Annotated in this window: 9 protein-coding genes and 1 pseudogene; 5 read left to right on the plus strand and 5 right to left on the minus strand. The window is 70.2% G+C overall.

From position 1 onward, the window contains the following. The first annotated feature begins 13 nt into the window (after positions 1 to 13). The 4 genes and pseudogenes from ABNX08_RS24685 to ABNX08_RS24700 all read left to right on the plus strand — a co-directional run bounded on the left by ABNX08_RS24685 (position 14) and on the right by ABNX08_RS24700 (position 5802). Positions 14 to 859, plus strand: a complete 846-nt coding sequence (locus ABNX08_RS24685) for an enoyl-CoA hydratase/isomerase family protein (protein WP_022538324.1) — start codon at positions 14 to 16, stop codon at positions 857 to 859. 39 nt (positions 860 to 898) lie between these two features. Beyond that, positions 899 to 2928: pseudogene (locus tag ABNX08_RS24690) on the plus strand (acetyl-CoA carboxylase biotin carboxylase subunit). Next, positions 2925 to 4724 carry an acyclic terpene utilization AtuA family protein gene (locus ABNX08_RS24695; protein WP_022538326.1) on the plus strand — a complete coding sequence of 600 codons (1800 nt, stop codon included), beginning with the start codon at positions 2925 to 2927 and terminating at the stop codon, positions 4722 to 4724. The pseudogene ABNX08_RS24690 and the gene ABNX08_RS24695 overlap by 4 nt, the downstream one beginning before the upstream one ends. A 34-nt stretch (positions 4725 to 4758) precedes the next feature. Beyond that, positions 4759 to 5802, plus strand: a complete 1044-nt coding sequence (locus ABNX08_RS24700) for a tripartite tricarboxylate transporter substrate binding protein (protein WP_022538327.1) — start codon at positions 4759 to 4761, stop codon at positions 5800 to 5802. A 413-nt stretch (positions 5803 to 6215) separates the two neighbouring features. Here ABNX08_RS24700 and ABNX08_RS24705 read toward each other — a convergent pair whose 3' ends face one another. Next, positions 6216 to 7118, minus strand: coding sequence for a patatin-like phospholipase family protein (locus ABNX08_RS24705; protein WP_022538328.1), 903 nt, complete (start codon positions 7116 to 7118; stop codon positions 6216 to 6218). 217 nt (positions 7119 to 7335) lie between these two features. Then, positions 7336 to 8085, minus strand: a complete 750-nt coding sequence (locus ABNX08_RS24710) for a YceH family protein (protein ID WP_022538329.1) — start codon at positions 8083 to 8085, stop codon at positions 7336 to 7338. 225 nt (positions 8086 to 8310) lie between these two features. On the opposite strand from ABNX08_RS24710, the gene ABNX08_RS24715 reads away from it, so the two are divergent. Then, positions 8311 to 10071, plus strand: coding sequence for a cyclic nucleotide-binding domain-containing thioredoxin-disulfide reductase (locus ABNX08_RS24715; protein WP_022538330.1), 1761 nt, complete (start codon positions 8311 to 8313; stop codon positions 10069 to 10071). 10 nt (positions 10072 to 10081) lie between these two features. Here the strand turns inward: ABNX08_RS24715 and ada are convergent, their stop codons facing one another. The 3 genes from ada to ABNX08_RS24730 all read right to left on the minus strand — a co-directional run bounded on the left by ada (position 10082) and on the right by ABNX08_RS24730 (position 13951). Continuing rightward, positions 10082 to 11149 carry a bifunctional DNA-binding transcriptional regulator/O6-methylguanine-DNA methyltransferase Ada gene (ada, locus tag ABNX08_RS24720; RefSeq protein ID WP_349607874.1) on the minus strand — a complete coding sequence of 356 codons (1068 nt, stop codon included), beginning with the start codon at positions 11147 to 11149 and terminating at the stop codon, positions 10082 to 10084. A 50-nt stretch (positions 11150 to 11199) separates the two neighbouring features. Further along, positions 11200 to 11895: a 2OG-Fe(II) oxygenase gene (locus ABNX08_RS24725; protein WP_041682032.1), complete on the minus strand. Its 696-nt coding sequence runs from the start codon at positions 11893 to 11895 to the stop codon at positions 11200 to 11202. A gap of 346 nt (positions 11896 to 12241) precedes the next feature. Then, entirely contained in the window at positions 12242 to 13951 is a 1710-nt protein-coding gene (locus ABNX08_RS24730) for a dipeptidase (protein WP_349607876.1), read from the minus strand. Positions 13952 to 13975 lie beyond the last annotated feature (24 nt).

Consider the following 13975-nt stretch of genomic DNA (forward strand, 5'->3'; position numbering starts at 1 on the left):
AGACACGATCGCCATGACCGAGAACGCTCGCCCCGATGCCGTGATCGTGCGCCGCGCCAGCGGCGTGCTGTTCGCCACCCTCAATATCCCCGCCACCCGCAATGCGCTGGCGCCCGAAGTCGTCGACGCGCTGGCGGCGGCGCTAGAGCAGGCCGAGAGCGATGCAGAAATCCGCGCGCTGGTGCTGCGCGGGGCCGGCGGCATTTTCTGCGCCGGCGGCAACGTGGGCAACTTCCAGGCGCGGCTCGATGCCGACTCCAGCGAGGAGGACCCCGTCGCCACGCGCAATCGCCAGTTCGGCTATTTCACGCAGCGCCTCAGCACGCTGCCAGTGCCCGTGATTGCGGCGGTCGAGGGCGCGGCGATGGGCGGTGGCATGGGCCTGGCCTGCGCGGCCGACATCGTGCTGGCCACGCGCGACGCGCGCTTTGCGCTGTCGGAAACCACGCTGGGCATCATCGCCGCGCAGATCGCGCCATTCGTGGTGCAGCGGCTGGGCGCGGTAGCCACGCGCCGGCTCGGGCTGACCGGCGAGCGCGTCAGCGGCGAGGCCGCGGTGGCGCTCGGCCTGGTCGACCAGCTTGCCGGCGATGGCGCCGAACTCGACGCACTGATCGCCGAATGGCTGACACGCATCGGCCGCTGCGGCCCGAACGCCAACCGCGTGTTCAAGACGCTGGTCAGCCGTTGCGGGCAGGAGCCCGCCGGTCCGCTGCTGGACGAGGCCTCGCGCCTGTTCGCGCAGTGCATGCGCCGCGAGGGCGCAGAGGGCGTGGCCGCGTTCCGCGAAAAGCGCGACGCGGCCTGGACTGTTCGCTTCGACGCGGCGGACGTGCGCGCGGCGCAATCGGTGCGCTGAGCGTAAGCCGGCCACTTCCAGAGTTTTACAGGAACTTCCATGTCTGCAATCAGCCGACCCTTCCACACGCTGCTCGTCGCCAACCGCGGCGAGATCGCGGTACGCATCATGCAAACCGCACGCCGCCTCGGCCTGGCAACCGTGGCCGTCTATTCCGAGGCGGACCGCCATAGCCCACATGTGGCCTTTGCCGACCGCGCGGTCTGCATCGGCGCCGCGGCGCCGCGCGAGTCGTACCTGAACATCCCGGCCATCCTCGAAGCGGCGCGCGCCAGTGGCGCCGATGCGATCCATCCCGGCTACGGCTTCCTGGCCGAGAACGCCGGGTTTGCCGAAGCGGTGGCCGGCGCTGGCCTGGTCTTCGTCGGCCCGCCCGCCGAAGCCATTCGCGCCATGGGCAACAAGGCCGAGGCCAAGCGCCTGATGCTCGCCGCCGACATGCCGTGCGTGCCCGGCTACCAGGGCGCCGCGCAGGACGACGCCACGCTGCTGGCCGAAGCCAGGCAGATCGCTTCCCGCTGATGGTCAAGGCCGCCGCGGGCGGCGGCGGGCGCGGCATGCGGCTGGTGCACGACGCCGCCGCGCTGCCCGCGGCGCTGGCCAGCGCGCGCTCGGAAGCGGGCGCCGCGTTCGGCTCCGACGAGCTGATCCTGGAGCGCGCGGTGATCGCGCCGCGCCATGTGGAGATCCAGGTCTTTGCCGATACGCATGGCAACGTGATCCACCTCGGCGAACGCGACTGCTCGGTGCAGCGCCGCCACCAGAAGGTCATCGAGGAAGCGCCGTCGCCCGCGGTCAGTGCCTCGCTGCGCGCGCGCATGGGCGAGGCCGCGGTGCGCGCGACCAGGTCGATCGGCTATGTCGGCGCCGGCACCATGGAGTTCCTGCTCGACGGCGATGGCAATTTCTACTTCATGGAAATGAACACGCGGCTGCAGGTGGAGCATGCGGTGACCGAAGCCATTACCGGCTTTGACCTGGTCGCCTGGCAGCTGCGCGTGGCGGCGGGCGAGCCGCTGCCGGTGACACAGGATCAGGTCCGCTTTGACGGCCACGCCATCGAAGTGCGCCTGACCGCTGAAGACGTACCGGCCGGCTTCCTGCCGCAGGGCGGACCGCTGCTGCGCTGGCGCCCGCCCGCGGCGGCGCGCGGCGTGCGCGTGGACCACGCGCTGGAAGAGGGCGGCGCCATTCCCACCCACTACGATTCGATGGTGGCCAAGCTGGTCGCTCACGGCGCCGATCGTGAAGAAGCGCGCCGCAAGCTGCTGCGCGCGGTCGAGGACTGCGTCCTGCTGGGCGTGCCGAGCAACCAGGGCTTCCTGGCTGACTGCCTCGGCCATGCCGCCTTTGCCGGCAACGACGTGCATACCGGCTTTGTCGAGACGCATATGCAGCCCGCGCTGCGCGCCGCGCCGCCGCCGCTGCAAGTGGTGGCCACCGCCGTGCTGGCGGCCGCGGGGCTGCTGCAGGGTGGCGGCAGGCCGGCGGCACTGGCGCGCTCGGTGTCGAAGGTGGCACTGTCGGCGGCGGGCTCTGCCTGGGAAGCCAGCCTGCAGGCCGCGGCCGACGGCTGGTGCGTGACGCTGTGCCAGCGCGGCGACAAGCCCGGCGCCGGCGACGTGGTGATGTCGTGCAAGGTGCGCGTGCTGCGCGCCGATGCGCAGGCCGGCACCGCGCTGGTCGAATGCGGCGGCGTGGCCTGGCCGGTGGTCCACGCCTTGCGAGGTCAGGCGGTGCACCTGTTCCAGGCCGGCCGCGCCTGGCAGTTCGCGCTGAACGATCCGCGCCGCCGCCGCGATGCGGGCGCGGTCAGCGGGGCATTGCAAGCGCCGCTGGCTGCGCGCATCGTCGCGGTCCACGTGGCCGAGGGGGAGCGCGTCACGGCAGGCCAGCCGCTGGTCGTGCTGGAAGCGATGAAGATGGAACACACCATCGCCGCGCCGTTCGACGGCGTGGTGGCGGAGCTGGCCGCGCGCGCCGGCGGGCAGGCCAGCGCCGGCGCGCTGCTGGCGCGGGTGGAGGCAGACGCCGCGCAGGCCGCGGACGCAAAGGAGGCACAGGCATGAGCGATTCCAGCCAAACCGCAGCCGGCAAGATCGTGCGCATCGGCGGGGCCTCGGGGTTCTGGGGCGATTCGGCGATCGCCACGCCGCAGTTGCTGGCGGTGCCCGGCCTGCAATACTTGGTCTACGACTACCTTGCCGAAACCACCATGTCGATCCTGGCGCGCGCCCGCGCCAAGGACCCCGCCCTGGGCTATGCCACGGACTTCGTGCACGCCGCCATGGCGCCGAACCTGGCCGAGATCCTGCGCCGCGGCATCCGCGTGGTGGCCAACGCCGGCGGCCTGAATCCGCAGGCCTGCCGCGACGCGTTGCAGATAGCGGCCGCTCAGCAGGGCCTGTCGCCGCGCATCGCCGTGGTGAGCGGCGACGACGTGCAGGCACGCTTTGCGCAGTGGTGCGCGGCGGGCCTTACCGACTTGCAGGGCCAACCGGTGCCCACCAGCGAGCCCTGGTCGGCCAACGCCTACACCGGCGCGCAGGCGATCGCCCGCGCGCTGGCGCTGGGCGCCGATATCGTGATTACCGGCCGCTGCGTCGACAGCGCGGTGGTGGTGGGCGCGCTGGCGCATGAGTTCGGCTGGGACTGGTCCGACTGGGACCGTCTCGCCGCCGGCACGCTGGCCGGCCACGTGATCGAGTGCGGGGCGCAGGCCACCGGCGGGCTCTTTACCGACTGGCAGCGCGTGCCCGGCTGGGACCGCATCGGCTATCCGGTGATCGATTGCGCCGACGACGGCAGCTTCGTGCTGAGCAAGCCGGAGGACACCGGCGGGCTGGTCGATGCCGCCGCGGTGGCCGAGCAGGTGCTGTACGAGATCGGCGACCCGGCCAGCTACCTGATGCCCGACGTCGCCTGCGACTTCCGCCTGGTGCGCACCGAACAGCTCGACCCCGGCCGCGTGCGCGTGCACGGCGCGCGTGGCCGCCCGCCCGGCACGCACTACAAGGGCAACGCCACCTGGCAGGACGGCTACCAGGTCAGCCTGATGATGGCGATCCGCGGCATCGACGCCCCGGCCAAGGCCCGCCGCACCGCCGAGGCGCTGCTAGCGCGCACGCGCGCGATGCTGGCCGCGCGCGGCCTGGGCGATTACACCGAGATCGTGGTCGAGCTGCTGGGCTGTGAATCGCAGTACGGACCGCATGCGCAAGCGCTGCCGACGCGCGAAGTGGTGCTGCGCATCGGCGCGCGCCACGCGCAGGCCAAGGCGCTGGCCTTCCTGCAGCGCGAAGCCTCGTCGGCCGGCACCTCGATGGCGGCAGGCACGCGTTCGTCGTTCTCGGGGCGGGTCGATATCCAGCCGGTGGTGAAGGTGTTCTCGTTCCTGGTGCCCAAGACCGAGGTGCCGATGCGCGTGGAATTCGAGGGCGTCCAGGTCGTGCTGAACGAGGCGGCGTCGCCAACGTCAACGACGCCGCCGGCCGAGGTCGCCTTGCCCGCGCTGCCCGCCATCCCCGACGAGCCGCGCGTGCCGTGCCGGCTGGTGGCGCTGGCCTATGCGCGCAGCGGCGACAAGGGCGACGACGAGAACATCGGCGTGATCGCGCGCCAGCCGGCATACCTGCCGCTGCTGCGCGAGCAACTGACGCCGCAGGCGGTGCGCGCGTACTTTGCCCACCTGGTGCAGGGCGAAGTGGAGCGTTTCGAGGTCCCGGGCCTGCACGCGCTCAACTTCCTGATGCATGGCGCGCTTGGCGGCGGCGGCGTGGCCAGCCTGCGCTCGGATCCGCTCGGCAAGAGCTACGCGCAGATGCTGCTGGACTTCCCGCTATCCGTACCCCGGAGCTGGGCGTAGACCCGGCCCGCTATCCCGACGACAAGGAGGAGACATGAATCCATCGCAACGCATCCGGCGCCTGTTCGGCCTGAGCCTGTTCGCCGCGCTCGCTGCCGGCATCGCCACACCGGCCCTTGCGCAGGGCGACGCGTTCCCCAACCGGCCGATCCGCGTGGTGGTGCCATACACGCCCGGCGGCGTGTCCGATGCCGTGACGCGGCTCGTCATGCAGAAGCTGTCCGAGCGCCTCGGCCAGCCGGTGGTGGTGGAGAACCGCCCCGGCGCCAACGGCATGATCGGCTCGGACAACGTCGCCAAGTCGGCGCCGGACGGCTATTCGCTGCTGGTGGTGGTGGCAGCGCATGCCATCAATCCCAGCCTGTATCCGAAGATGACCTATGACCCGCTCAGGGACCTGACCGGCGTCAGCATGATCGGCCGCATTCCGCTGCTGCTGGTGTCGAGCGCGCAACTGCCGCCGGCCAGCGTGAAAGAGCTGGTGAGCTGGGGCAGGGCCAATCCCAACAAGATCGCCAGCGTGAAAGAGCTGGTGAGCTGGGGCAGGGCCAATCCCAACAAGATGACGTTCGCCTCCAGCGGCAACGGCTCCGGCGCGCACCTGGCGGGCGAGCTGTTCTCGCAGGCGGTGGGCATGCCGATGACGCACGTGCCGTACAAGGGCATCGCGCCGGCCTTGCCCGACCTCTTCTCTGGCCAGGTGGCGGTCATCTTCGACTCGGTGCAGACCATGATGCCGCAGGTCAAGGCCGGCAAGGTGCGCGCGCTGGCCATCACCAGCCCCGCGCGCTGGCCGGCGGCGCCCGATGTGCAGACCATGGCGGAAGCGGGCTACCCGGCCGTCACTGCCGGCAGCTGGATCGGCCTGATCGCGCCGGCCAGGACGCCGCCCGCGGTGCTGGCGAAGCTGTCGGCCGAGATGGATGCGGTGGTGCATCAGCCGGACGTGAGGGCGCGGTTGATCGAATACGGCATCGACCCGGTCGGCGGCAAGGCCGACCAGTTCCAGGCGTTTATCCGAGAAGAATCGGTGCGCTGGGCCGCGGTGGTGAAGAAAGGCGGCGTGAAGCTGGAGTGAGCGGCGAGGACTTGTGGCGCTATCAGCCCTGCATGGCGGCGCGCACGCGAGGTGTGGCGCTGCGGCCGGCTGGCGAGGATATGCAGCATCAGGTGCAGCCGCAGGGAGGGGCTGAGAGGCCCCAGCGCGTCCAGCCGCGCGGCCTCGCGTTCCAGCAGCCAGCCCAGCATGGCCGGCAGCAGGTCATAGCGCCCGTCGGGGAAATGATGCCGCAGCGAGCCGCGGCTGGTGCCGGCCAGCAAGGTGACGGCGGCGTCGATCAGGGACTGGCGAGTGCTGGCGCTGCGTGCAGCTTGGGTGGGCATGGGCCCGATTGTAGCAACGGCGCTGGGGCGTCCTGCGGAGGCGGACCCCTGCGAAGGCCCGCGGACCCACTGCGGGCCTTCGCCAGGCCGGACGCTGGCTGTGCAGGCTCAATGCGGCGCAGCCGCAGGGAAATCGGCGCTGCAGCTGGGCGCCCCGTCGTCGTGCGAGTGCACATGCAGCGCGCCCGGCACATGACGGCTGTCCAGGCCCTTGGCCTTCAGCCACTGCCCGGTGGTTTCCGCGGCGCGGTCGATCAGCTCGCCGCACTTGCTGTAGTCGTAGGGCGAGATGTCGAGCGGGCACAGCGGCGGCACCACGCTGATATGCGCGCGCTCGGCAAAGTGCTGCAGGTCGTTGACCAGCTGGCGCGCCACCAGCAGCGACAGCGCGTTGAAAGCATGCTCCAGCGCACCGCGCGGCGGGCGACGCTCCGCGCAGGTGAAACCCGCCGGCAGCACGATCACGCGCGTGGCGCCCAGCGCGATCGCGGTGGACACTGGCGTATTGTTGGCCACGCCACCGTCGATCAGCGTGCGCCCTTCGAACTGCACCGGCGGGAACACGCCCGGGATGGCGGCGCTGGCCAGGACCGCGTCGACGATGCTGCCATTGGAGAGCAGCACTTCATCGCCGCTTTGCATGTCGGTCGCCACGACATGCAGCGGCAGCTCCGCCGCTTCCAGCCGCCGCAACCCGAAGTGCCGCGCCAGCAGGCCGCGCAGGCCGGCCGATTCCACCAGGTGGCCGCCGCTGCCGCCGACCATGTTCCAGACGCTGCGCCAGCTCCACGGCATGATGTCCGCGCGCCGGATGCCGCGCCAGAGCTCGTCGAGCCGCCCGGCGCCGGCCACGCCCGGATTGCAGGCGAAATACGCGCCATTGATGGCGCCAGCCGAGGCGCCGATCACGATATCGGGCATTACGCCCCAGTCCACCAGCTCGCGCAGCATGCCGACCTGGATCGCACCCAGGCTGCCGCCGCCGGCAAATACGAAGGCTGTCTTTTCCATGGCTGTCCGATGCGGCGCCGCTGCGGCGGCGCCTTTCTCCCCTTGAATGTCTGTCTGCTCTAAGCAAAGCATAGGCGACATCGGCGCAGCCGGGCAGGGGCATGCGGTGCGCCTGAATAACGCAATTAACCGCCAAAAACGCACACCAACCACGAACCCGGCGGGCAGGCGACGCGGGTGGTCGGGGTCCTGATGGACTGCGTGCAGGTGCGGACTGCTAGCCGAGGAATTCGTCCGAGGCGATGCCCAGTTGCGCGGCCATGTGTTCCACCAGGGCTTGCAGGCGGGCGACCTTGTCGGTCAGGGCCTGCTGCTCGGCGCGCAGTTGTTCGAGCTCGGTGGACGACACCGTGGCGCCACCTGCAGCGCGCTCGCTGCCTTCGTCGACCGCGGCGGCGCTGACTTCGCCGCTCAGCAGGTGCATCCAGCGGCTTTCGCGCGCGCCGGGCGCACGGGCCAGGCGCACCACAAAGGGCGGCGCGTGGCTGGCCAGCTCGTCCAGGAAGGCCTCGACCGACGAGATATCGGCAAAGGCGTGCAGCCGGGCCGTGTTCAGGCGCAGTTCCGCGGCGGTCTGCGGGCCGCGCAGCAGCAGCATCGCGAGCAGCGCGACCGACTGCTTGGGCACGGCCAGCGCGCGCTGCATATTGTGCTCGAAGCGCGGCACGCGGCTGCTGCTGCCTTCAAAGACCAGGCTCAGGCCCTTGAGGCCGTCGATGGCGTCGAGGATCTCGGCCTCGCTCACGTTCATCACCGGCGCGCGGGCGGTTTTCTGGTTGCAGCCAGAGGCCAGTGCGTTGAGCGACAGCGGGTAGGTGTCGGGAACGGTGTGCTGCTTTTCGACCAGCACGCCCAGCACACGGCCCTCCACGGGGGTCAGGGCGCGCAGCGCCGCGCGGGCGGGACGGTCGCCGGGCTGGTTGGTATCGGCGGTGGAACCGGAATCGAAATCGGAATCGGAATGCATCAAGGCTCGGATCTGGGCTGGAGGGGAAGGGTGGCGGCGGACGCGGGTGCGGGCCGGGCGAGGCGATCATTCAATCCCAAGCCGGCCTAATCCGCAACTGTGCCATGCCCCGCACCGGAGAAATCGCCCGCGGGCGGCGCACCCCTCGCATTCTGCGCCGCGCCGACTACTATCGATAGGCCGCGGCCACAGCCGGGCAGGCGCGGGTCCAGACAGGAGGGCAGCATGGGGATTTCGCAGACGGAAGCGATGGGTCGGGGCGCGGCGGAGGCGGCCGGCGGCGCCCCCGAGGTGGCACCGGAGGCGGGCGGCGGGCTGGAAGCCCCGTACTCCACGCTGGAGTCGCGCTGGCACCAGATGTTCCCGCGGCTCAGCACGGAGGACATGGCACGGGTGCGGCGCTTCGGCACGCAGCAGTGCTGGCGCACCGACGAGAAGCTGTTCGCGATCGGTCAGACCGGCCGGGGCATGTATCTGGTCACCAGCGGCTGCGTGCGCATCGTGCGGCGCGACGGGCTGGGCCGCGAGCATTCGATCACCGAGCTGGGCCCTGGCCATTTCCTGGCCGAGGTCGGCACGCTGAGCGGCCGTCCCGCGCTGGTCGACGGCGTGGCCGTGACCGACACCGAGGGCTACGCGATCACGCCCGAGCGGCTGCGCGCGCTGCTGGTGGCCGAGGCCGAGCTGGGCGAACGCATCATGCGCGCGCTGATCCTGCGCCGCGTGGGTCTGATCGAATTCGGCAGCGGGCCGGTGCTGGTGGGCCACGGCGCCGAGCCGCTGCTGCTGTCGCTGCAGGCCTTCCTGCGGCGCAACGGCTACCCGCACAGCGTGATCGACATGGACGCCGACGATGAATGCTCGCTGTTGCTCGAATACGCCAATGCCCCGGCCAGCGACTTCCCGCTGGTGATCTGCCCCGACGGCAGCGTGCTGCGCGCACCGGATGAAGGCCAGCTGGCTTCATGCCTGGGGCTGCTGCCGGAGTTCGACCCGCACCATGTATATGACGTGGTGGTGGTGGGCGCCGGGCCGGCCGGGCTGGCCACCGCAGTGTATGCGGCCTCGGAAGGCTTGTCGGTGGCGGTGATCGACTGCCGCTCGCCCGGCGGGCAGGCGGGGGCGAGCGCGCGCATCGAGAACTACCTGGGCTTTCCGACCGGCATCTCGGGGCAGGCGCTGGCGGGGCGGGCCTTCGTGCAGGCGCTGAAGTTCGGCGCGCATATGGCAATCCCGCTGGAGGTAAAGGCGCTGCATTGCGGCGCCGACCCGATCCGGCTGGAACTGGCGGACGGACGCCTGATCCCCACGCACACGGTGGTGATCGCCACGGGCGCGCAGTACCGGCGTCCGGGCATCCCGGGGCTGGAGCACTTTGAAGGGCGCGGGGTTTACTACTGGGCCTCGCCGGTGGAGGCCAAGCTGTGCCGCGAGGAGCCGGTGATGCTGGTCGGCGGCGGCAACTCGGCGGGGCAGGCGGCGGTCTACCTGGCCTCGCACGCCGCGCACGTGCACATGCTGGTGCGCGGACCCGGGCTGGCCGCGACCATGTCGCGCTACCTGATCGACCGCCTCGGCTCGCTGCCCAACGTCACGCTGCACACGCACGCGCAGGTCTGCGCGCTGTCGGGCGAAGGATGGTTGTCCAGCGTGCGCTACGAGGCCGCGGCGGAAAGCCCGCAGCCCATTGAGATGGACGTGCGGCACCTGTTCCTGTTTATCGGCGCCGATCCCAACACGGAATGGCTGCGCACCTGCAACGCGGAGGTCGACGACAAGGGCTTCGTGCGCACCGGTGGCGGCTCGCTGGGCTGCGCGTCCGTGGTGCCGTATCCGCTGCAGACCAGCGTGCCCGGCGTGTTCGCCATCGGTGATGTGCGTTCGGGCTCGATCAAGCGGGTCGCCGCGGCGGTGGGCGAGGGCGCGGCGGTGGTGGCGCAGATCCACGACTACCTGTCCAAGGTGCAGGTGGCCGTGGCGCAGTGAGCGCGGCCGCTCAGGGCTGCGCCTCGCGCTCGAGCAGCTCGCGCTTGCGCGCCACGCCCCAGCGGTAGCCGGACAGGTTGCCGTCGCTGCGCACCACGCGATGGCAGGGGATGGCCACCGCCAGGTGGTTGGCGGCGCAGGCCTGCGCCACCGCACGGACCGCGCGCGGCGCGCCGATGCGGGCCGCGATCTCGGCATAGCTGGCGGTAGTGCCCGCGGGGATTTCCTGCAGGGCCTGCCACACGCGTTGCTGGAACGCGGTGCCGCGCACATCCAGCGGCAGGTCCAGCCCGATCGATGGTGCCTCGATAGAACCGACTACCCGCGCCACCAGTTGCTCGAACTGCGCATCGCCGCCGATCAGGTTGGCGCGCGGGAACTGGTCCTGCAGCGCCTGCAGCAGCGCCTGCGGATCGTCGCCCAGCAGGATCGCGCATACGCCGCGCTCGCTCTGCGCCACCAGGATCGCACCCAGCGAGCACTGGCCAATGGCAAAGCGGATATCGGTGTCCACGCCGCCGGCGCGGTAGCGCGACGGAGTCATGCCGAGCACCGCGTCGGCCTTCTCATAGAAGCGGCTGTTGGAGCCGAAGCCAGCGTCGTAGATCGCCTCGGTGACGGAGTCGCTGGTGCCGAGCTGTTCGCGCAGCTTCCTGGCGCGCTGCGCGGCGGCGTAGGCGCGCGGCGTCACGCCGGTGGCGGCCTTGAAGATGCGGTGGAAATGGTAGGGGCTGACGCCCGCGGCCCGGGCCAGCGCCGGCAGCGTCGGCAGCGTGTCCGAGGCCTCGATGCGGCGGCAGGCCTCGGCTACGATCGCCGCGTGCTGCGCGGCAAGTTCGGGCGCTGCGGCGCGGCGGCTGGGCCGGTAGCCGGCGGCCTTGGCCGCGGCGGCGTTGTCGAAGAACTCGACATTGGCCGGATGCGGCAGGCGCGAGGGACTGCTCGGCAGGCAGTAGACGCCGGTGGTCCTGACCGCGTAGACAAAGGCATCGTCTGCGGACGGATCGCGCGCCAGCACGCGGGCCCAGCGCGGATCGTTCTCGACGGTGGTGGCAGGGGTTCGATGCGGATTCGGCATGGGCTCGCTTGCCTCGGTTCGATGAGTCAGACGGTGGCGCATGGCAACCCTCACGTGGCGTCGTGGAAGATGATGCCCAGTGTGTAGCGCTGGCCCGCATGCAGCCGGCTCACGCCGTGCCGCAGGTTGACGCGGTAGCTGCCGCGGCTGCCCTGCACCGGGAGCTGGCTGACCGCAAAGACCACGGCATCGCCCTGGCGCAGCGTCACCACCTCCGCGCGCGACTGCATGCGCGGCCGCTGCTCGGTCATCACGAACTCGCCGCCGCTAAAGTCGCGCCCCGGCTCGGACAGCAGGATCGCGACCTGCAGCGGGAACACATGCTCGCCATACAGGTCCTGGTGCAGGCAGTTGTAGTCGCCGGGGCCGTAGCGCAGCAGCAGCGGCGTGGGGCGCAACTGGCCGGCGCGGTGACAGCGGGAGAGATAGTCCACGTGCGCGGCCGGATAGCGCGTATCGATGCCCATGGCGGCGTTCCAGCGATTGGCCACCGGCACCAGGTGCGGGTACAGCGCGGCACGCAAGTCGGCAACGGTGCCAGGCAGAGGATAGGCGAAGTACTTGTACTCGCCGCGCCCGAAGCCGTGGCGTGCCATGACGACGCGCGAGCGGAACAGCGCGTCGTGCGCGTAGCAAGTTGCCAGGGCTTCGCATTCGGCGGGTGACAGCAGGCTTCGGATCGCGGCACAGCCATAGTCGTCCAGTGCTGCGCCGAGTGCGGTCCAGTCCACGCGCTCCACGCGCATGGCGAAATCGGTCTGCGGTGCGGATTTCAGCTTGGCCGTTGGCGCTGGGCCGCCCGGTGCGGGGATTGGCCTGCGCGGGCCCGCCACAGCCACGTCGCGGGCCTGGGGACGCTGTGCCTGCTTGATGCTGCTCACTGCCGCTCTCCTGTGTCTGGCTTGCATGGTGCCAACTTTAGGCCGCTGGCGCGCGCACGACACTCCGGGTCTTGCTTTTGAATTCTGCCCGGCGAAGGACCTTGGGAATACAGCGGTGCGCTTTGCCATGTAAAAACCCCCAAAAGTTGTCTCCAACTTCTGGGGGCAGTTCACTGGCGGGAGGGGGCAAACAAACAGTAACGCGAGAGCCTTACTGCATCTTGTCTAGGTTCCCGATCCGAACCAGCATCTCCGTGAACATCTGCATATCCAGGTTCAGGTCGGCCACTTCCTTGTACTCGCGCGCGTTGTGCGCGGTGTACTTCTTGCCCGGCATCGCCGGCCCGAAGTTGATCGCATTGGGCATCAGCTTGGCCGTGGTGCTGCCCGCGGTGGACACCGGCTTGGCCTCCAGCCCCGTGGTATCGCCAAAGATATTCAGCAGCGTGCTGAGCCACGCGCCCTTGGGATCGCGCGCCATCCAGTTGCCCTGGTCATACTTTATCTCGACCGGCCCATGCGTGGCGGCCCAGCCGAAGATGCGCTTGGTGATCTTGCCGCCCAGCTCATCGGGCGTGCGCCCGCGCGGCATGCGCACATTGGTGACCACGTCGACGTATTCGCCGCGTTCGCGCACGAGCGTGGGCGACATCGTCAGCGGGCCCATGAAGGGATCGCGATAGGCCACCTCCATCTTGTTGCCGAGGTAGTCCAGCCCGTACAGGTCGTTCAGGTAACGAACCGCGTTCAGGTAGTGGTTCTCGGCAAAGCCCACGTCGCTGGCTTGCAGGAACAGCGCCAGGCGCGGCAGCGGATTGACGCCTTCCTCGGGACGCGAGCCATGCGCCGAGGCGCCGGTGACCTTGACCTCGACCTCGTTACCATCGCGCTTCACGTCGATCGAGAACTTGCCGCGCGGCGTGTAGCGGCGCAGGAATTCAGACCGCGCCTGTTCCAGCGCTACGACCACCGCCGCGGGATCGCCGCCCGCAATCCGTGCGGTGGCGGTTTCCGGGATGGCGTTGGCCGAGGCCGCGCCGCGCATGGCGACGATGGCAGGGCCCCTGGTATCGGCCTTGCTGCGTTCCGCCTTGCCGTCCGCCGACTTGATGCCGAACGAGACTGTCAGCGTGCCAGCGCCTTTCTCCGCCACCACGGCGGGATATTTGCTGTCCAGCACCACGTTGTACTCCGGCAGCGTGGTGTGCTGGCGGTAATACTTCATGCCGTCGCCACCGGTTTCCTCGGTGGTCTCGATCATCAGCCGGATGGTGCGCTCCAGCGGCACCCCGCTTTCCTTGACCGTCTTCATCGCGTACAGCACCGCGGCGATCGAGCCCTTGTCGTCGATGGTGCCGCGCCCGTACAGCGTGTCGCCAATGCGCGTGAGCCGGAACGGATCGAGTTTGGTGCCGTCGTCGAGCACCCATTCTTCGGCGATGGCCGGCACCACGTCGGCGTGCGTGAGGATGCCGAAGGTGTCCTTGCCGCCGCCGGGGAGTGTGACCTCGAACACCCGGTTGTCCACGTTGCGGTAGGCCAGCCCGAAATCGCGCGCCATGGCCTCGACCAGCTTGCCGAACTCGATAATGGCGGGGTGCTCGTGCTGCGCGACCTTCTCGTCGCGCACGGTGCGCAGCGCCACCATCCTGCCGATGGTGTCGATCACCGCGGCCTCGTTGTGGACGCGGTTGTAGACCCCCAGCAGGCGCCCGATATTGACCAGGTTGTCGCCCGACAACGGGCCCTTGGCCTGCCACGCGGCCACTGCCGGTGCCACCGCCGGCTCCGCCTTGGCCGCGGCCGCCATGAAGGCCTGCAGGTCGGTGGCTTTGGTGCTGGCGACAAGCGCCTCCAGCGCTGGCTTCTTCAGGGTTTGCGCCTGCGCGGGATGGGCCAGCAGCAGCGACAACGCCAGCATGGGTGCCCACCGGTAAAGGGTCGG

The sequence above is a fragment of the Cupriavidus sp. DF5525 genome, assembly GCF_040149425.2.
Classification (GTDB): domain Bacteria; phylum Pseudomonadota; class Gammaproteobacteria; order Burkholderiales; family Burkholderiaceae; genus Cupriavidus; species Cupriavidus pickettii_A.

Excerpts from the sequence above, each read along its gene's own strand:
- ABNX08_RS24685 (WP_022538324.1), top strand. The coding sequence starts at position 14 with ATGACCGAGAACGCTCGCCCCGATGCCGTGATCGTGCGCCGCGCCAGC.
- ABNX08_RS24695 (WP_022538326.1), top strand. The coding sequence starts at position 2,925 with ATGAGCGATTCCAGCCAAACCGCAGCCGGCAAGATCGTGCGCATCGGC.
- ABNX08_RS24700 (WP_022538327.1), top strand. The coding sequence starts at position 4,759 with ATGAATCCATCGCAACGCATCCGGCGCCTGTTCGGCCTGAGCCTGTTC.
- ABNX08_RS24705 (WP_022538328.1), bottom strand. The coding sequence starts at position 7,118 with ATGGAAAAGACAGCCTTCGTATTTGCCGGCGGCGGCAGCCTGGGTGCG.
- ABNX08_RS24710 (WP_022538329.1), bottom strand. The coding sequence starts at position 8,085 with ATGCATTCCGATTCCGATTTCGATTCCGGTTCCACCGCCGATACCAAC.
- ABNX08_RS24715 (WP_022538330.1), top strand. The coding sequence starts at position 8,311 with ATGGGGATTTCGCAGACGGAAGCGATGGGTCGGGGCGCGGCGGAGGCG.
- ada (WP_349607874.1), bottom strand. The coding sequence starts at position 11,149 with ATGCCGAATCCGCATCGAACCCCTGCCACCACCGTCGAGAACGATCCG.
- ABNX08_RS24725 (WP_041682032.1), bottom strand. The coding sequence starts at position 11,895 with ATGCGCGTGGAGCGCGTGGACTGGACCGCACTCGGCGCAGCACTGGAC.
- ABNX08_RS24730 (WP_349607876.1), bottom strand. The coding sequence starts at position 13,951 with ATGCTGGCGTTGTCGCTGCTGCTGGCCCATCCCGCGCAGGCGCAAACC.